At 46.4% G+C, this 24,526-nt stretch carries 14 protein-coding genes and 2 pseudogenes; 8 read left to right on the top strand and 8 right to left on the bottom strand.

Annotated features, from left to right (window positions below; translation table 11 throughout):
- Positions 1-2: 2 nt before the first annotated feature.
- Positions 3-1,343, bottom strand: a complete 1,341-nt coding sequence (gene aptA / locus H9J30_RS18665; protein ID WP_240132384.1) for an omega-aminotransferase AptA — start codon at positions 1,341-1,343, stop codon at positions 3-5.
- Between the two features lie 281 nt (positions 1,344-1,624).
- Here aptA and H9J30_RS18660 point away from each other — a divergent pair, with 281 nt between their 5' ends.
- The gene (locus H9J30_RS18660) at positions 1,625-3,121 is read left to right on the top strand and encodes an aldehyde dehydrogenase (protein ID WP_240132383.1); all 1,497 of its coding nucleotides are present in this window, start codon (positions 1,625-1,627) and stop codon (positions 3,119-3,121) included.
- 287 nt (positions 3,122-3,408) lie between these two features.
- The gene (locus H9J30_RS18655) at positions 3,409-3,837 is read left to right on the top strand and encodes an OsmC family protein (protein ID WP_240132382.1); all 429 of its coding nucleotides are present in this window, start codon (positions 3,409-3,411) and stop codon (positions 3,835-3,837) included.
- A gap of 95 nt (positions 3,838-3,932) precedes the next feature.
- On the opposite strand, the gene H9J30_RS18650 is transcribed toward H9J30_RS18655, so the two are convergent.
- Positions 3,933-4,553: a TetR/AcrR family transcriptional regulator gene (locus H9J30_RS18650; RefSeq protein ID WP_240132381.1), complete on the bottom strand. Its 621-nt coding sequence runs from the start codon at positions 4,551-4,553 to the stop codon at positions 3,933-3,935.
- Positions 4,554-4,911: 358 nt separating this feature from the next.
- On the opposite strand from H9J30_RS18650, the gene H9J30_RS18645 reads away from it, so the two are divergent.
- The 3 genes from H9J30_RS18645 to H9J30_RS18635 all read left to right on the top strand — a co-directional run bounded on the left by H9J30_RS18645 (position 4,912) and on the right by H9J30_RS18635 (position 10,713).
- A complete protein-coding gene (locus tag H9J30_RS18645) occupies positions 4,912-6,150 on the top strand; it encodes an efflux RND transporter periplasmic adaptor subunit (RefSeq protein ID WP_240132380.1) in 1,239 nt (412 codons plus the stop codon).
- 13 nt (positions 6,151-6,163) lie between these two features.
- On the top strand, positions 6,164-9,307 hold the full coding sequence (locus H9J30_RS18640) for an efflux RND transporter permease subunit (RefSeq protein WP_240132379.1): 3,144 nt from the start codon (positions 6,164-6,166) through the stop codon (positions 9,305-9,307).
- Between the two features lie 137 nt (positions 9,308-9,444).
- Entirely contained in the window at positions 9,445-10,713 is a 1,269-nt protein-coding gene (locus H9J30_RS18635; RefSeq protein ID WP_240132378.1) for an HD-GYP domain-containing protein, read from the top strand.
- A gap of 12 nt (positions 10,714-10,725) precedes the next feature.
- On the opposite strand, the gene H9J30_RS18630 is transcribed toward H9J30_RS18635, so the two are convergent.
- Positions 10,726-11,199 (bottom strand): LabA-like NYN domain-containing protein, encoded by a 474-nt coding sequence (locus tag H9J30_RS18630; protein ID WP_240132377.1) that lies wholly within the window; start codon positions 11,197-11,199, stop codon positions 10,726-10,728.
- 335 nt (positions 11,200-11,534) lie between these two features.
- On the opposite strand from H9J30_RS18630, the gene H9J30_RS18625 reads away from it, so the two are divergent.
- Positions 11,535-12,473, top strand: coding sequence for a sensor domain-containing diguanylate cyclase (locus H9J30_RS18625; RefSeq protein ID WP_240132376.1), 939 nt, complete (start codon positions 11,535-11,537; stop codon positions 12,471-12,473).
- Between the two features lie 179 nt (positions 12,474-12,652).
- Here H9J30_RS18625 and H9J30_RS18620 read toward each other — a convergent pair.
- Positions 12,653-13,037 (bottom strand): annotated as a pseudogene (locus H9J30_RS18620) (helix-turn-helix domain-containing protein); the annotation flags it as partial.
- Here H9J30_RS18620 and H9J30_RS18615 point away from each other — a divergent pair.
- Positions 13,029-13,415 (top strand): annotated as a pseudogene (locus H9J30_RS18615) (MFS transporter); the annotation flags it as partial. The pseudogenes H9J30_RS18620 and H9J30_RS18615 overlap by 9 nt on opposite strands.
- A 103-nt stretch (positions 13,416-13,518) precedes the next feature.
- Here H9J30_RS18615 and H9J30_RS18610 read toward each other — a convergent pair.
- The 4 genes from H9J30_RS18610 to H9J30_RS18595 all read right to left on the bottom strand — a co-directional run bounded on the left by H9J30_RS18610 (position 13,519) and on the right by H9J30_RS18595 (position 20,358).
- On the bottom strand, positions 13,519-16,659 hold the full coding sequence (locus H9J30_RS18610) for a multidrug efflux RND transporter permease subunit (RefSeq protein ID WP_240132373.1): 3,141 nt from the start codon (positions 16,657-16,659) through the stop codon (positions 13,519-13,521).
- Positions 16,659-17,768, bottom strand: a complete 1,110-nt coding sequence (locus H9J30_RS18605) for an efflux RND transporter periplasmic adaptor subunit (RefSeq protein WP_240132372.1) — start codon at positions 17,766-17,768, stop codon at positions 16,659-16,661. The genes H9J30_RS18610 and H9J30_RS18605 overlap by 1 nt, the downstream gene beginning before the upstream one ends.
- Before the next feature lie 199 nt (positions 17,769-17,967).
- Positions 17,968-18,762: a substrate-binding periplasmic protein gene (locus H9J30_RS18600; RefSeq protein WP_240132371.1), complete on the bottom strand. Its 795-nt coding sequence runs from the start codon at positions 18,760-18,762 to the stop codon at positions 17,968-17,970.
- 441 nt (positions 18,763-19,203) lie between these two features.
- Positions 19,204-20,358: a metallophosphoesterase gene (locus tag H9J30_RS18595; RefSeq protein WP_240132370.1), complete on the bottom strand. Its 1,155-nt coding sequence runs from the start codon at positions 20,356-20,358 to the stop codon at positions 19,204-19,206.
- A gap of 617 nt (positions 20,359-20,975) precedes the next feature.
- On the opposite strand from H9J30_RS18595, the gene H9J30_RS18590 reads away from it, so the two are divergent.
- On the top strand, positions 20,976-24,524 hold the full coding sequence (locus tag H9J30_RS18590) for a pilus assembly protein (protein WP_427915932.1): 3,549 nt from the start codon (positions 20,976-20,978) through the stop codon (positions 24,522-24,524).
- The last annotated feature ends 2 nt before the right edge of the window (positions 24,525-24,526 follow it).

The following is a 24,526-nucleotide window of genomic DNA, read 5'->3' as shown; positions in this document are numbered from 1 at the left end:
CATCATCCAACGGCCTGTATCGCATCGCTAAGGCTGTTAACCATCTGGTCAATATGATGTTTTTCAACAATGAGTGGTGGGGACATAGCGATAATATCGCCCGTTGCCCGTACGAGCGTACCTTGATGGAAACAATGCTCGAACACGCTGTATCCGCGTTTACCAACGCCTTGGCTATTAGGGGTGAGTTGGAAACCCGCGACCAATCCGGTGTTGCGAATATCAATCACATTTGGTAGCCCTTTGAGGCTATGAACGGCTTCCTCGAAATACCGCTCAAGCTCAAAACTGCGCTCAAACAGTTGCTCGTTTTGATAGATGGAGAGCGTGGCGAGTGCTGCTGCTGCGGCGACTGGGTGGCCCGAATAGGTATAACCGTGGAAAAATTCAATCAGTTCGGTGGGGCCTTGCATACAAGTATCGTGAATAAAATCCTGCACAAACACGGCGCCCATTGGGATCGCGCCATTATTAATGGCTTTAGCTGTGGTGATGATGTCGGGGATAACGCCCCAACGTTGGCTGGCGAATGCTGCACCTACACGGCCAAATGCGGTAATGACTTCATCGAAAATCAATAAGATGCCGTGTTTTTTAGTGATTTCACGTAAGCGTTTTAAGTAGCCTTGAGGTGGTAAAATTACCCCCGCCGAACCTGACATGGGTTCAACAATAACGGCGGCAATATTTTCGGCGCCATGGAGTGTGACTAATTGTTCTAAGACCTCTGCTTTTTCAGCACCGAGGCTCGGTAAGCCACGACTAAAGGCGGCATGTTGAATGTCTAAGGTGTGGGGCAGGTGATCGACGCCTTGCAATAGTTGGCCGCTGAAGGCTTTACGGTTATTGCTTAAGCCCCCCACCGAGATCCCACCAAATCCCACGCCATGGTAACCCATTTCACGACCTATAAAGCGGGTGCGTGAGGCTTGGCCATTGGCTCTATGGTAGCAAAGTGCCATTTTAAGCGCGGTATCAACCGACTCAGAGCCTGAGTTGGTAAAGAATACTTTGTTGAGTCCTTCTGGGCTGAGTTCGGTTAAACGTTCGGCCAGTTCAAAAGCGATGGGATGGCCCATTTGGAAGGACGGAGCGTAATCCATTTCTCGAATTTGTTTGCTGACGGCCTCACTGATCTCACGGCGACCATGGCCAGCATTACAACACCATAACCCAGCAGTTGAATCTAATACCTTGTTGCCATTGATATCTGTGTAGTACATGCCTTCAGCTTGGGCGAGTAAACGAGGGCTCGCTTTGAATTGGCGATTGGCGGTAAAGGGCATCCAATAGTGTTCAAGTGAAGGATGCTCGTGGGCGAGGTTGTTGGGTGAGTCGGCCATAGATGTTTACCTTGTCCTTTTCCTTGTTAAATGGGGTCAGGTCTTCGTTAAGGGTGGCTAATATTTGCTATGCTATGTCAGAAATAATGAACATGGAAGAGTGGTGTGCAGTTATTTGTGGCAAAAATGCTATTTTTGTAAAAAATATTGAATATTGATGTCTGAAAAGCGTAATCTAAGTGGCAGTTACAGCCTTAGGCCATCTTTGGCATTTGTCAGTCGAGATAGCCCTTATCCCAATAAAGATAAAATAAACGAATACAAACGATTAAGAGGTCATCATGAGTACACCTAAAACACGGAGCGATTGGGAAAACCTCGCTGCAAGCCTAACAATCAATGGCAAGGCTTTTATTAATGGCGAATACCGCGATGCGTCATCGGGTAATACCTTTGATTGCATCAGTCCAATCGATGGTCGTTTATTAGCGCAAGTCGCCAGTTGCGATTTGCTAGACACCAATATCGCCGTGGCAAATGCTCGTGAGGTTTTTGAGTCTGGGGTATGGTCAAAGGCTACGCCTGTTAAACGTAAACAAGTGATGATCCGTTTTGCCGAGTTATTGGAAGAAAATGCCAATGAGCTGGCCCTGTTAGAAACGTTGGATATGGGTAAGCCGATACGTTTTTCAAAGGCGGTAGATATTGCCGGCGCTGCCCGGGCCATTCGTTGGTCGGGGGAAGCCATTGATAAGCTCTACGATGAGCTGGCACCTACTGCACATAATGAAATCGGCATGATCACCCGTGAACCCGTGGGCGTGGTGGCGGCGATAGTGCCTTGGAATTTCCCGCTACTAATGGCCTGTTGGAAGTTAGGCCCTGCACTCGTGACGGGGAACAGCGTTATCCTCAAACCCTCTGAAAAATCACCGCTCACCGCCATTCGTGTTGCCGAGCTTGCCGTTCAAGCTGGGATCCCTAAAGGTGTCTTAAACGTGTTACCCGGCTATGGCCATACTGTCGGCAAAGCATTGGCGCTGCATATGGATGTCGATACCTTAGTCTTTACTGGCTCAACAAAAATCGCTAAGCAATTAATGATTTATGCGGGCGAGTCGAATATGAAGCGCGTGTGGTTAGAGGCGGGCGGTAAAAGCCCGAACATCGTATTTAACGATGCGCCCGATCTTAAAGCAGCGGCTGTGGCTGCCGCTGAAGCCATTGCTTTTAACCAAGGTGAAGTTTGTACTGCGGGCTCACGCTTGTTGGTGGAAGCTGGTGTTAAAGATCAGCTTGTTGCACTTATAGCAGAAGAGCTCGCCTCGTGGCAGCCAGGGCATCCACTGGATCCTGCTACCATTAGCGGCGCGGTGGTCGATAAGCAGCAATTAGATACCATCTTAAGCTATATCAAGGCGGGCCAAGATGAGGGCGCGAGCTTAGTGCATGGCGGGCAACAAGTGCTGGCCGAAACGGGCGGTGTGTATGTGCAGCCAACGGTGTTTTCAAATGTGAAAAACCAAATGAAAATTGCCAGTGAGGAAATCTTCGGCCCTGTATTATCTGTCATTGAATTCAATGGTATGGAAGAGGCGATTGCGATCGCTAACGATACCATTTACGGTTTAGCGGCAGGTGTTTGGACAGCGGATATCAGTAAGGCGCACAAAACAGCTAAAGCATTGCGTAGTGGTATGGTGTGGATTAACCATTATGATGGCGGCGATATGACGGCACCTTTTGGTGGATATAAGCAATCGGGTAATGGCCGAGATAAATCTCTACACTCCTTTGATAAATACACTGAAATCAAGGCAACGTGGATAGTGCTATAAGTGGATAGTGCTATAACGCTTTAACGCATACTTGGGCCCCTTTTAATATTATTGAAAGGGGCCTTTTATTGCCTTTTTTACTTCGATGGTTTGGATTTTCATTGGTTTGTCTGTGCAGAATAACTCACATTTATCGCGATTTTCTTAAAACCTTACACCCTAGACATCTAGGTTAAGCCCTTACACCGACTTCTAACCTGACTTTATAAACTGTGATCTTCGCTTGTGACTTTTCATGGTAACACCATTAGGATAATCTGATTGAAATAAAACTAATGGAGTTTGTTATGGCTGAAAAAGTTGTTGAAGTCACCACACATATGGGAAGCGGTTGGAAGGTTACAGCGCAGGTGCGTGAGCATTTGCTGGTTATTGATCAACCCAGCGCTACCAATGAAGGAGCTAACCCTTTAGAGACCTTTTTATTCTCGCTCGGTGGCTGCATTTCTGCGATAGCTAAGATGGTCGCGCGTGAACGTAATATCACCATTCATCAGTTTGATGTGCATGTGAGAGCCGTGATGAACTCGGCAGGTTTACTTGGGCAGCCTTCAGACGATCCGGTAGGTTTTAAGGAAATTGCCATCAATGCCAGCATTGACGCCGACTTAACTGATGCACAAAAGAATGAGTTTTTAGATACAGTGTGTAACCGTTGCCCCGTCCATGACAATCTGCTGCGCCCAAGCTTAGTCACCCACCAAGTTCAGCATTAATCGCTATAGCAACCTCGATTTGTTTTAGCATCTTAAAAGCATAAACCCCAGTTTTCACTGGGGTTTATGTCAATAGTCATATGCTAATCGTGCTATCACTGGTTATTTTTCGGAAAGTTAGCTAACACTAACTCCGCCACTTTGCGTAATTCATTGGGGCAAATGCCATTAGTTGCTTGCACGGCCATGCCTTGTAGCACTGTACCTATGTATCTGGCGAGTAGCAGGGGATCGGCATCCGCGGGGAGATCGCCCTCATCCTTTGCTCGTTGCAGGCGTTCGCATAATGCTTGTTCACCGTCACGGCGACGGGTGATCAGGGTTTCTTTAATGGCTTGTCCTGCTTCACTACAAGCGAGAGCGCCTTGGACAATCAAGCAGCCATGGGGTTGGTTCTCATCCACTAAGGAGGATGCTGCGCCATAGAGCATGGACTCAACCACTTGATAGGCTGTTTCTTTTTCAAGCGAAGGATAGAAAAATGCACAGGGACGCTGCTCGTATAACTCGATCGCTTTCAGAAATAACTGCTCTTTGTTACCAAAGGCGGCATATAGGCTGGGTTTGTTGATTCCCATGGCCTGAGTTAGATCGGTTAACGATGTACCTTCAAAACCTTTTCGCCAGAAGACTTCTAAGGCTTTGGCCAATGCATCGTCGGCATCGAAGGCTCGTGGGCGACCGACGCTGGGCGTCTGGGTGACGGTTGACATCATTAGGCTCCTCAATTCTCAATAGCCCCTAGGATAGACATGGGTTTAGTTCATGTCCAGCCACTCTTGCCTGCTGTCTGCGGGTTAGGTGAGTTACACACCAAAATATATCGTCCATTCAAGCCTACATAGCATGTTCACTGTGGCTAATTACCTCAAAGGCTTAACTACATAGTTTCAAGCTGTCACAAAAATTAAATACCTACCGGTATAAAATTGGTTGACAGGGTCATTTTACACTATATATTACCGATCAGTACATAATATTTTTTACCAGTCGGTATTTATTGGTGTTGACCGAGTGTCCATCACTGATGTCCGCCCTAAACGAGATAAATGCCTGCCACATGAGGATTATAAGATGAAAAGTAACCAACCTTTACGGACATTGATGTTGACTGCCGTGGCGGCGTTTGTCCTTTCGGCCTGTGGTGAACCCGAAGCCCCGCAAGAGCACGCTATGGGGGCGCCCAAGGTGGATGTAGCGCAGGTATTGCAGGAGCGCGTTACCGAGTGGGATGAATTTACCGGCCGTTTGCAGGCGCCAGAAAGTGTGACCTTAGTGCCACGTGTGTCCGGCTATATCGCGTCGGTCAACTTTAAAGAAGGCGCCTTAGTGAAAAAAGGTGATGTGCTATTTCGTATCGATGCGAGTGTGTTCGAAGCGGAAGTGGCTCGGTTAAAAGCAGATCTTGCTAGCGCGCTCTCTGCTGAGCAACTGGCCACTAACGACTTAGAGCGTGCCCGCAAACTCTTTGCCCAAAAGGCAGTATCGGCGGAGTTACTCGATACCCGCGAGTCCAACAAACGTCAAACCACGGCGGCCGTAGCCTCAGTGAAGGCGGCGCTGCTACGCGCTGAGCTGGACTTGGATTACACCCAAGTGCGCGCGCCGATTGATGGCCGAGCATCCTACGCCAATGTCACCGCGGGTAATTATGTGTCTGCAGGGCAGAGTGTATTAACCAGCTTAGTGTCGACCGCCAGCATGTATGCCTATTTTGATGTAGATGAGCAAACCTATCTGAAATACGTCAAGTTAACCGCCGAGAAAAAGCGTAAAGACCCTCGTGCTGGCGACAATCCCGTGTATATGGCGCTGGCCAACGAGCACGAATATCAACATATCGGCATAGTGGACTTTGTCGATAACTCTATGGACAGACAGACGGGCACTATTCGAGTACGAGCTACTTTTAGCAATGAAGACAACAGCTTGCTCCCTGGCTTGTTCGCTAGGCTGCGTACTGCTGGCAGCAGCGCCTACGACGGCATCTTAATCGACGATAAAGCCGTGGGTACGGATCTGAACAACAAGTTCGTCTTAGTGGTGGCAAACGATGGCACGCTTGAGTATCGCGGCGTCATCCTAGGTGAAAAAGTTCAAGGTTTACGCATTGTTAAGCAAGGTTTAGCGGCAGACGACAAAATCGTCGTCAACGGCATGCAAAGGGTTCGTCCTAAGATGGAAATTGAGCCACAGCTAGTCGACATGGCCGATAGCGAGCAGCTAGATGCGCTTCGTCAAGCTCAATTACTGCTTGATAAACATCAAGAAAATATCACCACCCCAGACGTTGAAGTAGCGAGCCGCGGTTAAGGAATCCAACAGAATGTTGTCGCAGTTTTTTATTAAAAGACCGATATTTGCAGCCGTGCTCTCGCTGCTGTTTTTTATCACAGGGGCGATTGCCGTTTGGCAATTACCCATTACCGAATACCCTGAAGTGGTGCCTCCGACAGTCGTAGTGACCGCCAACTACCCTGGCGCGAACCCTAAAGTCATTGCCGAAACGGTTGCCTCGCCCCTAGAGCAGGAAATCAATGGCGTCGAAGACATGCTGTATATGTCATCGCAGGCGACGTCCGATGGACGCATGACCTTGACCATCACCTTTGCCATTGGCACCGATGTGGACAGAGCGCAAACCCAAGTGCAGAGCCGAGTTGACCGCGCTATGCCACGTTTGCCGCAGGAGGTTCAACGCCTCGGAATTGTGACCGAAAAATCATCGCCCGACTTAACCATGGTGGTGCATTTACTGTCACCGGATAACCGTTATGACATGCTGTATTTGTCTAACTACGCGGCGCTCAACGTAAAAGATGAGTTAGCACGGATCAAAGGCGTGGGAGCGGTGCGGTTATTCGGTGCGGGCGAATATAGTCTGCGGATCTGGCTTGACCCGAATAAAGTCTCAGCACTTGGATTGTCACCAGTGGATATTATCGCCGCCGTTCGTGAGCAAAATCAGCAAGCGGCAGCGGGCAGTTTAGGGGCGCAGCCCAGTGGCAATGCCGACTTCCAACTCTTGATTAACGTAAAGGGCCGGCTTAGTGAACTGTCAGAATTTGAAGATATTATTATCAAGGTCGGTCAAAACGGTGAGGTGATCCGTCTTAAGGATGTGGCGCGTGTCGAACTCGGTGCAACCAGCTATGCGCTGCGTTCATTGCTGGATAACAAAGACGCGGTAGCGATCCCCGTGTTCCAAGCATCAGGCTCGAATGCGATTCAAATCTCCGACGATGTGCGCGCCGAAATGGCTAGACTGGCGAAGTCTTTCCCCGAAGGGTTGCAATACGAGATTGTGTACGATCCGACCGTGTTTGTGCGTGGCTCGATTGAAGCTGTGGTTAAAACTTTACTTGAAGCCGTGCTCTTAGTGGTACTCGTGGTGGTGCTGTTCCTGCAAACTTGGCGCGCCTCGATTATTCCGCTGGTGGCCGTGCCTGTGTCTTTGGTGGGAACCTTCGCCTTTATGTACTTGATGGGCTTCTCGCTCAATGCGCTGTCACTATTTGGTCTGGTGCTGGCCATCGGTATTGTGGTCGACGATGCCATCGTGGTGGTAGAAAACGTCGAGCGAAATATCGCCTCGGGCTTAAACCCGATTGCTGCAACACAGAAAGCCATGAAGGAAGTGACCGGGCCGATTGTGGCAACCACTTTAGTGTTGGCTGCGGTGTTTATTCCGACCGCCTTTATGAGCGGATTAACGGGGCAATTTTATAAGCAGTTTGCGCTAACTATCACGATTTCGACCTTTATTTCGGCCATTAACTCGCTCACCTTGAGCCCTGCATTATCGGCGTTGTTACTCAAGGGCCATGATGCGCCTAAAGATGCGCTCACTCGGTTAATGGATAAGCTGTTTGGAGGCTGGTTATTTACGCCATTCAATCGCTTATTCAAACGTGCATCAGAGGGTTATGGCTATTTAGTACGTAAGGTGATCCGTTTTGGTGGCATTATCGGACTGGTGTATCTGGGCATGGTTGCGCTTACGGGCATGCAATTTGTAAATACCCCAACGGGCTATGTGCCCGGCCAAGATAAACAGTATTTAGTGGCATTTGCCCAATTACCGGATGCGGCCTCACTCGAGCGTACCGACGCGGTGATCAAGAAAATGTCCGACATCGCCTTAAATCACCCCGGTGTGGCGCACTCGATTGCCTTCCCCGGTCTGAGTATCAACGGTTTTACCAATAGTCCTAACTCGGGTGTCGTGTTTGTTGCCCTAGATGATTTTGAGTTACGTAAGCGTCCTGAGCTGTCAGCGAATGCGATTGCCGGCCAATTAAATCAGCAGTTTGCTGGTATTCAGGATGCATTTATTGCCATCTTCCCGCCGCCACCTGTGCAAGGCCTCGGCACTATTGGAGGGTTCCGTCTGCAAATTCAAGACAGAGCCAACCTTGGTTATGAGGCCTTGTATCAGGTGACCCAACAAGTGATGTACAAGGCGTGGGCCGATCCACAATTAGCGGGGATTTTCTCCAGCTACCAAGTGAACGTGCCACAACTTGAACTGGATATCGATCGGACTAAGGCGAAACAGCAGGCAGTGTCGCTCGATCAAATTTTCCAGACATTACAAACCTATATGGGCTCGACCTATGTCAACGACTTCAATCGTTTCGGTCGAACCTATCAGGTGAATATGCAGGCCGACGAAGCGTTTCGTCAAAGCCCGCAGCAGATCAGTCAGCTAAAAGTGCCTAATGTGAATGGCGATATGATCCCACTCGGCTCCTTTATCAATGTGAGCCAGAGTGCAGGGCCCGATCGCGTGATGCACTATAACGGTTTCACCACGGCTGAGATTAACGGTGGCCCAGCACCTGGTGTGAGTTCGGGCCAAGCACTGGCGGCGATTGAGAAAATCCTCGCCGAGACTTTGCCGATAGGCATGACCTACGAGTGGACTGAGCTGACCTATCAGCAGATCCTCGCCGGTAACACTGGCTTGTTGGTGTTCCCGCTGGTGATTGTGCTGGTGTTTATGGTGCTCGCCGCCCAGTACGAGAGTTTAAGTTTGCCATTGGCGATTATCTTAATCATTCCAATGACTTTACTCTCGGCGCTTAGTGGTGTGCTTCTCTATGGTGGCGATAATAATATTTTCACCCAGATAGGTCTTATCGTCCTCGTGGGCTTAGCGACCAAGAACGCGATTCTGATTGTCGAATTTGCCAAGGAAAAACAAGACCATGGTATGGAGGTTATGGCATCGATTCTTGAGGCGGCGCGCTTACGCTTACGCCCCATCTTGATGACCTCTATCGCCTTTATTATGGGCGTGGTGCCTATGGTGTTTTCGACAGGCGCGGGGGCTGAAATGCGTCAAGCGATGGGAGTGGCAGTATTTGCAGGTATGATTGGGGTGACGTTGTTTGGTTTGATCCTGACACCATTGTTTTACTATGCCTTAGCAAAACGTGGCCGTCGTAACATGGCGTCAGAGGTCTGAGCTCACTGTGTGATAAGTTCTATTTAATATCGATAGAAAAGACCTGAAATTTCAGGTCTTTTTTTGAACTTAGCAGCTAATTATCAAGGTATTGACTATATTTTACTGAGGAATAAGTCATTAATTAGGAAAATTCAATGGATGCCTTTCAGCCCCATGACTTCAAAGTTAATATTGATGTGAGGCATGCGTTGTTAGCCGTTGCCACGGCATTGGATTTTGTTGGGGTAGATGATTTGCACCACGGGCATAGGGTTGCCTATATGGCTTATGAGTGTGCAAGTGTGTTGTGGTGGCCTGATGAAAAAAAGCAGTTTGCCTATTTTGCGGGGCTTATCCATGATTGCGGCGTTTCCTCCTCCGAAGAACACTTACGTCTGCTCAAATTAATGCAGCCAGAAGATGCCCATTGTCATAGCAAACGTGGCTATGAGGCATTGCTTGAATGCCCGATTTTAGATGTTTTTGCTCCTATCGTTCTATACCACCACACGCCTTGGCTTGAGCTGCAATCCCATGATCTTTCTGTCTTTGACCGTGATATTGCTGCACTGATTTTCTTAGCGGATCGTACCGACTTTTTAAGGGCCAGATATACCCATGGTTGCCATGAGGAGTTGATTACATTGCATGAAAGTATGGTTGCTGAGAATTTATTGGCTCACTGCGGAACCTTATTTGAACCAGAAATGGTCAATGTAATGTGCCAACTGGTTAAGAAGGATGGCTTTTGGTACAACATGGATGCAACTCATATTGAGTTGTTAGGCTTGGAGTTCAAAGCTAATCACTTTTACGACAAAGAGTTAGATATCGGAGGCGTGAAGCAATTAGCGCGATTTTTAGCTCGAATAGTTGATGCTAAGAGTCCCTTTACCTTTCACCATTCAGAAAAAGTCGCACTGTTAGCAAAATTAGTGGCAAAGGACTGCGGTATATCAGATACCGACGCTGAATTATTGTACGTCGCGGGATTATTACATGATGTCGGTAAGCTTAAAACGCCTGACCTATTGCTGCATAAAGAAGGCAAATTAACGAAGGAAGAGTATTCGATTGTAAAACGCCATACTGTTGATACAGAGCATACTTTACATCGTTTTTTCCCTAAGTCGGTGATTGGCGAATGGGCCTCAAATCACCATGAGCGTCTCGATGGTTCAGGGTATCCTTTTAGTAAGCATCAGGAACAATTAGATTTACCTTCACGTATTCTTGCTGTGGTCGATGTTTTTCAGGCGCTGACTCAAAAGCGACCATATCGAGGCTCTTTGTCGCTATCTGAGATTTTCGACATTATGCAGCCCATGGTCGATAAGGGGCAGTTAGATGCAGGTGTTTACAGTATTTTGTTGGCTGACATAGATAATTTTTATCAATTATCAACCCAAGAGTTTTCAGCTTAATATTCATTGTTGTTAGAGCAGTAAAACATCATCAATCGGGTTAAATTGCGTTGCGGCATCCATCAGGGCTTTAGCAGTCAGTTGAGGTACGCCATAGATCTCTACTTTAACGTCATATTTTTGCGTTATTTTCTCAAGCAATATCGCAAAATCACCATCGCCAGAGAGCAGTATTACTGTATCGACATTGGGAGCTACATCGAGTACATCAATCGTGATCCCTACATCCCAATCTCCTTTTGCCGAGCCATCACTGCGTTGAATAAAGGGTTTTAGCTTTAGCTCAAAGCCGATATGCCTTAAGGCATCTTGGAACTTTAATTGACCATCATCGCCCCGATGAATGGCATACGCGACAGCACTGACAATTTCTCCCTGTGTGCTTAAATGTTGCCACAGTTTGCGATAGTTAAATTGGCGCTGATATGCCTCGCGACATGTGTAATAGATATTTTGCACATCGACAAAGAGAGCGATTTTGTTCAAAGGAATGTCAGCAATGAGTGAATGTCATCGTCACTATAGCATAGACATTAGGTCAAATTGAGACAAAACCATTATTTGGTATGGCAGCCCTTAAACTGGGTGGTTAAATAATAAGCTGTCAATTTGTGTTTAGGATAAATGGATTAAAACAAGTTAGCGTTTAATAAAGTGAGTTAACTATCTGTCTAATAAAATTTTATTTATACATAAATGCATTATTCGTCTTTTGATGCTTCATTTATTTTTCAGCGAAGGTTATTTGTTGTCTTGTCCCTATAAATCTTATGTGTTTCTATCAATTAAATGTTATCTGCATGTTGTAATTGGGAGGGCGAATGCGGCGATTATTTCCAGAGGAGAGCGAGGCGTTATTATTTAAGACGTTAAATTATATCCCCATTCCAATTTTATTGTCTGAGGGGTTAGAGGTTGAGGGACGACGCCCAAGCACACATCGAGTACATCATTTTATGAATCATGCTTTTGTTGAGCAATTAGGCTACAACCTAAGTGAAATTCCCAATATTGCTGCATGGTTTGATACTGTTTATCCCGATCCTATTATTAGAGAGCAAGCCATGCTTGAGTGGGATAGCGTCGTTTATGAAAGTGAACAACAAGGACTGAGTACTGCAGGCTTTAAAACCTTTATTCGCTGCGGCACTGGCGAGTTCCGCTGGTTTTTAATTAATGCACAATTGACCACGGAAAACCAATCCAATTTAAACATCGTTACGATGAGAGATGTCCATCAGTTACAGCTCTTGCTAGAAGAAAATGAACGGCAATCAAAAACCGATTTATTAACGGGCCTAGCTAATCGGCGATTGGTAGAGGATGTGCTCGCGGCGGCAATGGCAAAAAGTGATCGCACCCAATCCTCTTTGTGTGTTGTGATGTGTGATATCGATTTTTTTAAGAATATCAATGATAACTTTGGTCACCTTTGTGGTGATGACGTACTCAAAATTGTCGCGTCTCAATTGCAACATTCTGCCCAAGCTGCAACCTGTATTGCCCGTTGGGGAGGAGAAGAGTTCTTGATCGTTTTAGAACACGTTGTTCCAGAATCTGCAGGCGTTCTTTGTGAGCAATTAAGGGAGCTGATAGCGGCAACAGATTATCAATCCTATGGTCAACATATGCAATTAACGATGAGTTTCGGCTGTGTGCAATATCAAGCAAATGAGAGTTTGCAAAGCCTATTGTTTCGGGTTGATAAGGCATTGTATCAAGCAAAAAACGGTGGCCGAAATCAGGTTGTGATGAATTGAAATTCGGGCACTTTGAGTGTGTAGGGGGTTAATATAACCTCAGGTGTGCTCTGACAATCTTAAGTCAGTCAGAGGAAAATAATCTGTCGTTTGCCATGTAAATGACGGTCTTTAGCATGAAAGAAAACTAAACGAAATGGCGGCTTGATCTAGGTTATAGAACACTTCAATCATTTGATTTATTTAAAATACTGTGCAGGAGTGGTTCCTGTATATTGTTTAAAAAAACGAATAAAGGCGCTGTCGCTGGGAAAACTGTAAATTAAAACCAGCCTGCGCCACTGATGTGCCTGCAGCTAATGGCTTTATCGCCGACAGTAAGCGCCATTGTTGCCGCCATGCCTGATAAGCCATCCCAGTCTGTGAGCTAAAAATACGACTAATCGTGCGCTCGCTGGTGCCAATTTCAATAGCCATCTCTTTTAGATTGGCTGGCAGCTTCTCCTGTTGCAGTACTTGCTTAAGCCAAGTTTGTAACCGCTTATCCTGTGGTAAGGGCAAAGCTAGATTTTCTGCCTTAGCATTTTCCAACTCTTCGCAAAGTAGAGCAAAGGCATTGTGTTGCTGCTTTTGTCGGTAAAATCCTTACCCGAAACCAAACCCGCACACACCCAGGTAATTGCCATAGGTGAGTTAGCGATTAAGATGCTTAGTGACTGCGGAATTATTAAGAATACCTTGCTAGTGGCAGCGTTTAACCTGATGTGGTTTAGCTACTTTTCACTGGCGCCATTTATGTTTGAGGCGCAAGGGTTATCGACGCTTATCTTTGGTATGAGTGGCTTATTGTTAGGCTTTGGCGCACTCTTTGGGTTGTTTTTCTATATTTTGCTCGGCGCGGGATTGGGTGTTGTCGGTCTGATTAACCATCTTGGCGGCGTGATTACGTTGGCGGCAATACTTTGTACAGTGCTCAGTATGAGTCGCGCCCGTGGCGAGTAATTCAACTCCGGCATAAATCAAAAAGCCAAGGTATTTGTACCTTGGCTTTTTATGATCCGAGCTGGTGATTTACGTCTCTTGGTTTTCCATCACCGCTTTGTTATCAAGCTTTTGCCGTTTGCTCCTGCTGTTTGGCTGCCTCTTGTGCGGCTAATTCTTGAGCTTTGATGGCCGCTTCGAGTTTTGCTTCAACATAACCCGGTGAATGGGTGGCGGCCGAGATTAAACGGTACATTGCCGGGATGACGAACAGGGTGACAAAGGTCGCAAAGGCCATGCCGAAAAACACCACAGTCCCCACGGCAATCCGGCTCTCAGAGCCTGCGCCCGTTGAGAAAATCAACGGTATGGCGCCGACTAAGGTCGTGAAGGCCGTCATCAAAATCGGGCGTAAGCGGCGGGTTGAGGCATCGATAATGGCTTTATCTAAGGCTAAACCTCGGTCACGCAGTTGGTTGGCAAACTCGACAATTAAGATCCCGTTTTTGGTCACCATGCCAATCAACATGATCATGCCGATCTGGCTATAGATGTTAATACCTTGACTGGTCACTAACAGGCCGAGGAAACCTCCAAATACTCCCATTGGTACGGTAAACATCACCACTAAGGGGTTGATAAAGCTTTCAAATTGCGCAGCGAGCACCAAGTAAGCCACCAGTAGTGCTAAACCGAACACAATAAAAATACTGCTTTGGTTTTCTTTAAAGTCTTTTGATTCACCAGTATAGCCGATGGAAATATCCTTAGGTAATAACTCTATGGACTTGTTTTCCAAGAACGTTAAGGCTTCGCCTAAGGTGTAACCTTTACTGATGTTGGCCTTAAGGGTGATGGATTTTTGTTTATTGGTGTGGCTTAATCTTTGCGCCGAGGCCACTTCTTCGATATGGGTGACCGTATCGAGCGTGACTAATTCGCCCTTGGCTGAACGCATGTAGATTTGGCTTAAATCGCCGACGTTGTTAAAACTATTTTCATCACCGCGCAGATACACATCGTACTCTTCGCCGCGATCAACATAGGTGGTTTCTTTACGACCGCCGAGCATGACTTCTAGAGTTTGGGAGACGTCATCGACGCTGATCCCAAGTTCTGCTGCGCGCTCTTTATCAACGGTGACAATCAGTTCTGGTGTGGTTTCGGCGTAATCCAGATCGGCGCCTTCCATCATAGGGCTGGCATTGGCTTGCTCTTTTAACACCTGTGCCCATTTGAAGAGTTCGGCATAATCAGAGCCACCCAGTACAAATTGTACTGGTTCACTCGATTGGCCCCTAAAGCCTGGCATCATAGGGCGAACCATCACATCGGGAATATCTTTCAATGCCTGACTAATAATCCCTAGCGCCTGTTGCGCCGTGACATTGCGATGTTCCCAATCCTCTAGCTGCATAATCACATAGCCGGTTTGATCGCCAGCACGACCACCAAAGGCAGGGGCTTGCACACTGAAAGACCTTAATACACCTTGGCCAAGGAGTGGCATTAATCTGTCTTCGACAATATCCATGTTCGCCGTCATACGGTTATAACTAGTGCCCTCAGCGCCTTTCACAAAGGCGTAGAGTACACCGCGGTCTTCCTGCGGCGCTAATTGCGCGGGGACTTGCTTCATTAACCATACGCTACCGCCAATACAGGCCAGAATAACCAGCGGCGCCAGTAATCTAAAGCGGATCGCATGGGTCACACCCACACGATAAACCCTCTCCATGCGCGCAAAACCACTATCCACAATGCGATTGAAACGGTTGGGTTTAACATTGGCTTTGAGTAACTTGCTACTCAATACTGGCGTTAGTGTGAGGGCGATGAGGGAAGAGAACAGCACTGATACTGCCAGCATCACGGAAAATTCGGTAAAGAGTAAACCGACCATGCCCTCCATAAAGGAAATCGGCAGGAACACCATGACTAACACTGCGGTGGTTGCCACGACGGCAAAGCCGACTTCCCGTGTGCCTTTGTAAGCCGCAAGCAGCGGCTCTTCGCCTTTTTCGATATGGTGGAAAATGTTTTCGACCACCACAATCGCATCGTCGACCACGAGACCAATAGCGAGAATTAATGCCATTAAGGTTAATAGGTTAATCGAGTAGCCAAACATATTCGCGGCGATAAAGGCCGAGATCAGAGACACTGGGACCGTTACCGCGGGGATAAGGGTTGCCCTTACTTGACCGATAAAAATATACAGCACTAACACCACAAGCGCGCCAGTGACATAGAGGGTGTTGTAAACCTCATTGATTGAGCGGTCAATAAAAACGGTGGAGTCAAAGTCGACCACAAGACTGGTGCCATCGGGTAAAAAGTCTTGAATTTTATCGACTTCTTTATGCACTTCCTGTGCAACGACTAAGGGGTTAGCGTCGGATTGAGTGATCACCCCTAGACTTAGGTTAACAATGCCATCGCTCTTAAAGGTGGAGTTTTCGTTCTGTGCGCCCACGGCAACATCGGCCACATCTTTTAAATAGATTGGTGTCCCGTCGCTGGCGGTGCGTACGACTAAATAATCAAAATCCTGTGGGGTGTAATAAAGTCTTTTGGTGCGCACCGACATCACTGTCGTATCGTTACGCACTTGGCCGCCAGGGGTTTCGATATTCTCTTTACGTAGGGCGCTAGTGATATCGGTGACGGTGACGTTGCGCCCCGCCATTTGCTCGGGTCTGAGTTTGACATACATGACCTTGTATAGACCGCCAGAGATGCTAATCGAACTTACACCACTGATAAGACTGAATCTATCTTCTAATACGCGCTGGGCGTAATCGGTCAGTTGGGTTCTGTCCATCACGGTTGAACTTAAGTTCACATACACTGACGGTTCGCCTGAGCCATTGTCCTTGGAGACCACTGGATCGTTAGCGTCTTCCGGCAGGCGGCGCTGGGCGCGGGCCACTGCGTCACGCACATCACTCACCCCTTCGGTTAAGTTCCAACCGAGAAGGAATTTGACCGTGATCCGTGAGCTACCATTGCGGGTAGTGGAGGTGATTTCATCGATACCGCTGATCCCTGTAAGTTCATCTTCGAGGGTCTTGGTAATTTGGCTTTCCATAATGGCAGCCGACGCACCGGAATAACTGGTGCTGACCGTCACCACTGGGCTTTCAACATCAGGCATTTCCCGTACTGAAAGTTTAGTGAAAGACACTAAGCCAAAGACGCACAGCAGTAGGCTTAAAACGATCGCAACGACGGGGCGTTTAACTGAGACATCGGACAGCCACATTATTTCGTCTCCGCAGTATTGACGTCTGACTTGGCTGGGCGGTTATTACTATTCTTAGCTTCAAGAGCGACTTCATTGATTTTTAAGCCATCGCGCATATTTACAAGCCCTTGAACCACTACTTTATCGCCAATTTTAAGGCCGCTATCGATGAGCACTTGATCGCCCACCCGCGCACCTAAAATCACTTCGGTGCGATGGGCGATATGATCCTCGCCAACCACATAGACATAGCGTTTAGTGCCTGAATATTCTAAGGCTTGCACTGGCACAATCGGGGCTGAAATGGGCGGGAAGGTGATGGTGGATGACATCATCATGCCGGGTTTTAAGCGATTATCGGTGTTTTCAAATTGCACGCGGATCTTCAGGTTTAAGGTTTCTTCATTCACGCGGGGATCGATGGCAACCACTTTGCCGATAAAGGTTTCCCCCGGCCATGCACGGCTGGTGGACGATACGGGCATGCCTATGCTGATTTGAGACAGAAAATGCTCTGGCACTTGTAAGTCGATTCGCATGCTAGACAAGTCATCCAATGTCATCAACTCATTACCCGTGCTGACCATTTTACCTTCGCTGAAGTTAATCAGGCCAGTTTGTCCAGCAAAAGGTGCGATAAGGGAATGGTAATGTAAATCCGCTTGTGCAGAGGCTAGACGAGCCCTAGCAATATCGACACTGGCTTTTTGAGCATCGATTTCCGTCTGGGTAATGGCATTACGACTGATGAGTTTTTCAAACTCTTTGAGTTTACGGGTTTCATCATTTAAAAAAGCATTGGCTTCGGCAACGGCGGCTTGCGCTTTCATATCATCGAGTTCGATAAGGAGCTGACCTTTTTTCACTGCTTGATTTGACACTACAGCAATTTGCTTAATTTTGCCTGTGACTTGCGGCGCAATGACGACCGCGCGATCGGCGGCCAATTTACCAATCAACGAAACAGATTGTGCCAGTGGGTGCTCAACGACTTCCCCTGTTACCACTGGTACGGTGCGCATAGGCTGGGGAGCGCTTTCAGGTTTGGCCGCTTGCAGTACATCACTAAAGCTCACAGCAGTAGCAACCGTAGCAATTAAGGCAATGGCTATTATAGTTTTTTTCATTGGGATAATTATCTCGCACAAAAACAGTTAAGAGGTGTTCGCACTAATGACGCTATTCTAGTGAATAACCGTCATCAGTTGGGTAAAAGTTTGTAAAGTTAAGCACACGAAAGTGAAAGAAATTGTGTTTTACACTCGAGGCACCCATGGCAATTTTTTCTGTTGCTTTTGAATTGGCTAACATAGCCGAGTTAGCGTGCTATGGATGTGCTTGTGTTCGTATTTTTTCAATTGGATCTACATTTGCTGGGATTTGAGCGTATTGGCGTAAAATGTTGGCAAGACGACCATCTTTTCTCATACTTTCAAGCCCTTTATTAAATTCATCGCTCAAAGTGGATTGATCTGATACTGCCAAAGAGATACCTAGATGAAATACCTCAGTAGCGATGGGATCGCCCACCTGCTCGAAGATATCGGCATATTCACCTTTGTGTTGTTTGATTAAATACTGAGCAAGGTTGTGGCCGATTAACACTAAGTCAATCCGTTTTAGAAACAATTTCTTAAGATTAATTTCGTCGGAATTACCTTCTTCAGTTGTTAGTCCCGCAGCGGCTATTTCGGGTGGATTGGCGTAACCGCGCCCGATGCCGATGGTAAAGGGTTTAAGTTCGCTTAATCGACTAAAACTTAACGGATTATCTTTATGTTTGTAGAAGACAATCTGTACGGCTTGTAGCGGCGCAGAGTAATGCACCCATTGCTCACGTTCTTTGCGGTACCAAAGTCCAATAATGCCATCGGCTTGGCCGGTTTTTACCAGTAATGCTGCTCGCGCAAAGGGATAAAACTTAACGCTGGCATTGTAGTCTTGGCGTTTAAAAGCCTCTTTAACCACTTGTGCAACGCCACCTTGCTGGGGTAAGGCGTCTGCATAAAAGGGCGGATAATTCGTTGCCACTAAGTGCAAATCTCGTCCAGCAAAACAGGGGGACGATAACCCTAAGAACAGCAATACAAGGCTTATATTGATTGGCGATTTGAAATCCATACTCATCCCTTAACAGTAGAGAGTTATTTGCAGAGTATAGGGGCTGTTAAGCGGATGAGTTGAGTTTTTGTATTTGCGATAAGTTATCAGTTATTCGGTGGGGGAATAGTCTAGGGCGTGTTGACGTTTCGAGATTAAATTTTGTTCGTTCTGGCAAGTTTGTGCTCACGAAACGAGGAATGATGTGTAGTTATTCTACTCAAATGACGAGTGACAAAGAGCAAGGGCTTGCCAGACGAACCCTTCGGGCAGCATTTGGCTGGCTTTTCTGCCGCGTTATCGTCCGCTTATGTAGAATAACTACACTGCCCGGACTTTGCCTTGCATAAAAGCCAGCCAAATTGCTGCAAAAATAACCCTGAAACGTCAACACGCCCTAGTTATCCTTCTGGATAATAATAAAAAGGGCTTATGAATTAAACCCATAAGCCCTCGTATTGATTAGAGTGGCACTTGCTCACCCTTATATAGACCGCGGGTGAGCTTGCTACCATCTATCAGTAAGACTTCTCCCGATTGACCATCTTTAATACTGCTATCGATCGCAATGATTTTATTATGGTAAAGCCCAAGAACTCGCTCCTGCGAGGTGTGCCCGACGATGATGTGGTCAACCTTAAAGTAGTTTAGGATTTGGTCAATCTCGGGCTCCGCGAGTGCATCTTTAAAATAGCCACGATACCAAGTGGGGCCATTGGTGAAAAACAGGAAATTCAACAGGTCGTTTTGTTTTAAATCTTCTTTTTTATCGTCTAAATGCTGGCGAAATAATTGATTAGCATCGCTGATATTGAGTTTACGTTCTATCCATTCAGGGCTTATCCCACCATGCATAAACAGTAGGTTGTTGATCTTCACTAAGGTGTTTTTACTGCGTAGCCAACGACCGATCTCGGTATCTTTATTATAGAGGGCATCGTAGCGACGATTGAGTAGTTCTGCCGAGGTTTTGTAACGCTCATTGATATAGCGCAGATCTCCACGAAATACCATTTGCTCATGGTTACCCATGAGCAAATGTAAACGGCCGCCGGCGGTCTGGGCTTCTTTATCTAAGGTATATAAAAACCACAGAACTTCGTTTACTTGATGACCGCGATCGAACATATCACCTGTCATTACCATATGCCCGTCACCAAAGGCCCAGTGATTATCAGCATCGATGATCTTGTGGGCTTTGAGCAGGTTAATCATTACATCGAATTGTCCATGCACATCGCTTAAGGCCACTATTTTGCCCGCATGAGTGTAGGTATCAGCTTCTACTTTGGGCGCATCGGTATGGCGTTTGGGTTCGGGCAGGTTGCCACAATCTGTTGGTCGCGCTAATTGATTATCCGCAATTTGGGTTTGCTTGAGCTGGCTTTGGCAGATCCAATAGGCGGTATTTTGATTCGCTTGGTCGAGGAAAACATAAGGGCCGTCGGTGACGGATGATGGCACCGTCTCTGTGCTAAATGCGGTAACGGAAAATAAACTTAGCAAAGAAAACAGTGCAGCTTGAGTCGCAGCATATTTTTTGTTCGATGCGAGCGAATACACATCCTGTGGTTGAGGTTTAGTGTGACTGAAACCACGGTGGGAGAGCATGTGCATTCTAAGGTCCTTGAGTTGTTATATGTCGCTGACATCGGGTTGGTTAGCATAATGTTAATAATTAGATACGGCAAGGCTCCTACGACAGGATCTTTTCAGTAGGGAAATGGTTCAAACTTCGATTTATAAGTTGTTTTTTGACTAACCCAGGAGGGGATAAATAAAAATGGTGTTTTTTTAGTCACCCACACATTACGTAGAGAGATTTAAATTTAATAGAATTAAATACGGTTTCTTTAATAGTGTTTAAATTACGTTTTATTACTATCTCGTTTTAATTTGGTAGTGTTGGTTTTAAAGTTTAATTAAAATTTAAATGTTTATTTATTGCCAAGTAAGTGTTGTTAATGGTAAAAGTCAATGGCAATCTTCTGGTTTTATAATTTTACTGTTTTTTATTCGGTAATTTCGATTTTTTTTAAGCTTATTTACGTTATAAAACAGTTGGGTGCGGGTGCTTTTATTTTTTTCTTAATAACTGATGTGCATACTGTATGATTCAGCTTTTATTTAAATGTCAGCAGAAATCTGTGTTGATATCCGCGTTTGATTTTGTTTTCTCTAAAATAATACTCAAGATGCAATTATTAAGCGTTTCTCATACGCTAAAGTCGATTATGTCCTTTTTTATTTCGTGCTTAGTTGTGGTTGCTGCCGGCTTATTTTCGGCATCAAGCATTGCGGATGATACAGAGCTTTATGTGTTCGAAGCGTCAGCACGAAATGGGTCTCGCCCCCAAGTGCTGATTATTTTTGATAACTCTGGCAGCATGAGTAGTCTTGCCTATGGCGTTGATGCTCCTTACGAGAATAAACGTAATGCTAATTATGCCCAGTCGGGAAAGTTATTTTATAGCCGAGGTTCGGCTGATAATGCGGAGTTACCTAATCCTGCCTCTCAGCGTGAAAAGCGTCAGTTTAATGCCGCGCTCAATGGCTGCGAAAGTTCATGGGAATATCTTAATCGTTACGGCACCTTTACTGGGTTCTTTAGGGAATATGGTTTTTCGGGTAGTTCAGGTTCTTGGAGAGAGTTTTCTGAGTTAAATGGTGGTTCGATCCTCGCCGTCGATTGTTTTGAAGATATCCAAGAGGGCAAATTCGGTAATGCTGCATCTGAGGCACAAGGTTTACCTGTAGACAGTTTAGGAACACCGAATAAACCTGTACGTTACACCGCGGTCAATGCTAACTCATCAGATAGTGCCAAGGCCGCCGCTAAGGAAAAAGCAGAAAATACCGGTTTTGGTACTGGCAAAGTAGTCACTGTTTATACCGAAGATTATTTAAACTGGCACCATGGCACTAAAAAGAAGGTCAATAAAACCCGTCTAGAGTTGGCGCAAGATGCGATTGAAAGTGTGATTTTAACTACTCCAGGCGTGGATTTTGGTTTAGCCGTTTTTAATATGAATGGCCCGACTGATTTTGCGCGTGATGGTGGGCGGATTATCTCTGGGATTAAGACCATGTCCGCCCAAGCCAAAATTGATTTATTAAAAAGAGTCAATCTTATTAGTTATGCCCAAAATACACCGTTATGCGAAACCCTCTATGAAGCCTATCGTTATTTTGGTGGGCAGGAACAGTATTTTGGTGATGATGATAGCGATTACAATTACTACGATCGTTGGGGGCGTTATCAGGGCACTTACGAGGCGAGCAAAAACCCTTTTACTGATCCGAAAGCATTAACTCCTGGGACTAATAACTATCAGTCGCCCTTTAAGCCTTGCCAAAATGAAGCTTATATCGTCTATATCACCGACGGTGAGCCGACGCTGGATAGTGCGGCCGATGGCATTATTGAACGTTTAACCAATGGTGTGGGTAAGCATACTTCCAATCCGAAAAGTTATCTCAGTGCGCTTTCTGGCTGGATGCGAACTGAGGACGTGAATCCCAATTTAGCCGGAAAGCAAACCGTTAGAACCTTTACTATTGGGTTTAGTGAAGGTGCTGCTAGTGCCGAACACTTACTGAAACAAACCGCTGAAAATGGTGGTGGTAAGTATTTTGATGCTACCGATGCCAGTCAATTGCGCTCTTCTCTGCAAACGGCTTTAAATAATATCCTTGAAAAAAACGCCAGTTTTACCTCGCCCTCGGTAGCGAGTAATAACTTTAATCGAACTCAAACCTTTGATTCTGCTTATTACTCTATGTTCTTACCCAACAAAGGGCCAAGATGGCTTGGGAATATTAAAAAGTTCAAAGTGACAAGTAGCGGTGATGTCGTCGATAGCAAAGGCAAAAACGCGATAGGAGAGGATGGCAATATCAAAGCTGATGCGTGCTCCTATTGGACCTCGGCCGAAGAATGCGGAAGTAGTGGCGATGGTAACGATGTTAAGCGTGGTGGTGTATTAGCCGCGATGCAAGAGGCGAGTAGTCGCACTCTATACAGTAATTTAGGCAGTGGATTGAGCGCTTTTACTCTGTCAAATGCTTCTCGAAAAGCAGGTGGTAATGCGCGTTTAGCGAGCTATATGGGCGTTGATGAAACGGAGCTCACAGGGCTGTTTGACTGGGCTAAGGGGATCGACGTTGATAACGATAAGAATCAGGACTTAAGTGCCGCCAGTGGCGCAACCCCTAATTGGCGCACCGATATAATGGGGGATGCTTTACATTCCAAACCCTTAGCACTCAACTTTGGAACTGAAGATAAGCCCGATATCCGAATTCTTGTCGGGACTAATCATGGGTTCCTGCATATGTTTAAGGACGAAGGCAATACTGTGTCAGAGACTTGGGGATTTATGCCCTATGAGTTGCTGCCTAAGCTTCGCGATTTGAAGGCGAATGCACCAACAGGGGTGCACTCCGTTTATGGTCTTGATGGCTCGCCCGTTGCCTATACCAAAATGCAGGGGAAACGTATTGAAAAGGCATGGGTATTTGTGGGGATGCGTCGTGGTGGCAATGCGTATTATGCCCTCGATGTGACCAGCCCCGATAACCCCAGTTTTATGTGGAAGATTGATGCAAGCTCACCCGGTATGGGCGAGTTAGGGCAATCTTGGTCGACGCCTGTGGTGACGACAATCCCCAGTGCCACTGGCGATAAGCCAGTATTGATTTTTGGTGGCGGATATTCCCCTTCAACTAAAGATGGCGCTGAGATTGGCACTGATGACAGCCGTGGCCGTGGCGTATTTATTGTCGATGCGCAAACTGGCAGTTTAATCCATCAATTTGGCGGCAGCGGGGCGAACACCCCATTGCCAGGTATTGCTAATAGTATTCCTAGCAGTGTTGCTGTATTGGACGGCAATGGCGATGGTCTTACGGATAGGATTTATGCCACTGATATACAAGGTAATGTGTGGCGAATGGATATGCCTTCTGCGAATACTGCGACTTGGTCAGGATTTAAATTTGCTGCATTGGGGGATAAGAGTTCGGTAGCGGGCGATCGGCGATTCTTTTCTGGGCCAACAGTGGCGCAAAGCATTATTACGAATACCTTTGAGCTAACTAAAGTCGTCAATGGAAAATCGACCAAAGTGGTCACGTCACAGAACATCCCTTACGACGCAATTGTTGTCGGCAGTGGTCATAGGGCAAAACCAAGTGATCTGTCTCGCTCGGATATGTTTTTTACATTGCAAGATAGAAACATAGTGACCCAATCATTCCAAGGTAAGTCGAATCAAAAGCCTGTGCCTAAAACGCTGCAACTAAGTGACTTATATGATGTCACGGCAGCGGCACCAAGCGATCAAGCCAGCGAGATAGCCTTTGGTCAAAAACGCGGTTGGTACTATAACTTCTCTCGTAAAGGCGAAAAGAGCCTTTCGCCCGCGACCATAATTGGGGGGGAAGTATATTTCACCAGTTTTGTGCCTGGCAGCGATGCTTCAGTCAATCAATGCTTAAGTTCGGGTAAGGGTTATCTCTATAAAATGAATCTACATAGAGGCACTCGTGGTTACAAAACGGATTATTTATATGCAGGCGAACTGGTACTGGATACGCCACAGTTGGTGATCCCGCCCGCCGAGCAGCCTAAGGACCCGAATGCCAAAGTACCTACGCCAGATATGTTTTTGATTGGTATTGGTAATGCGGTACCTGATGAGGCGACATGTGAAAGTGGTAACCCTAAGTGTATTGGGGGCGGGCCAACAACGAACAAAATTTATTATTACATCAGTCAATGATG

The organism is Shewanella cutis (genome assembly GCF_022410515.1).
In the GTDB taxonomy this organism is placed as follows: Bacteria; Pseudomonadota; Gammaproteobacteria; order Enterobacterales; family Shewanellaceae; genus Shewanella; species Shewanella cutis.
This window is presented reverse-complemented; position numbering and strand designations above follow the sequence as displayed.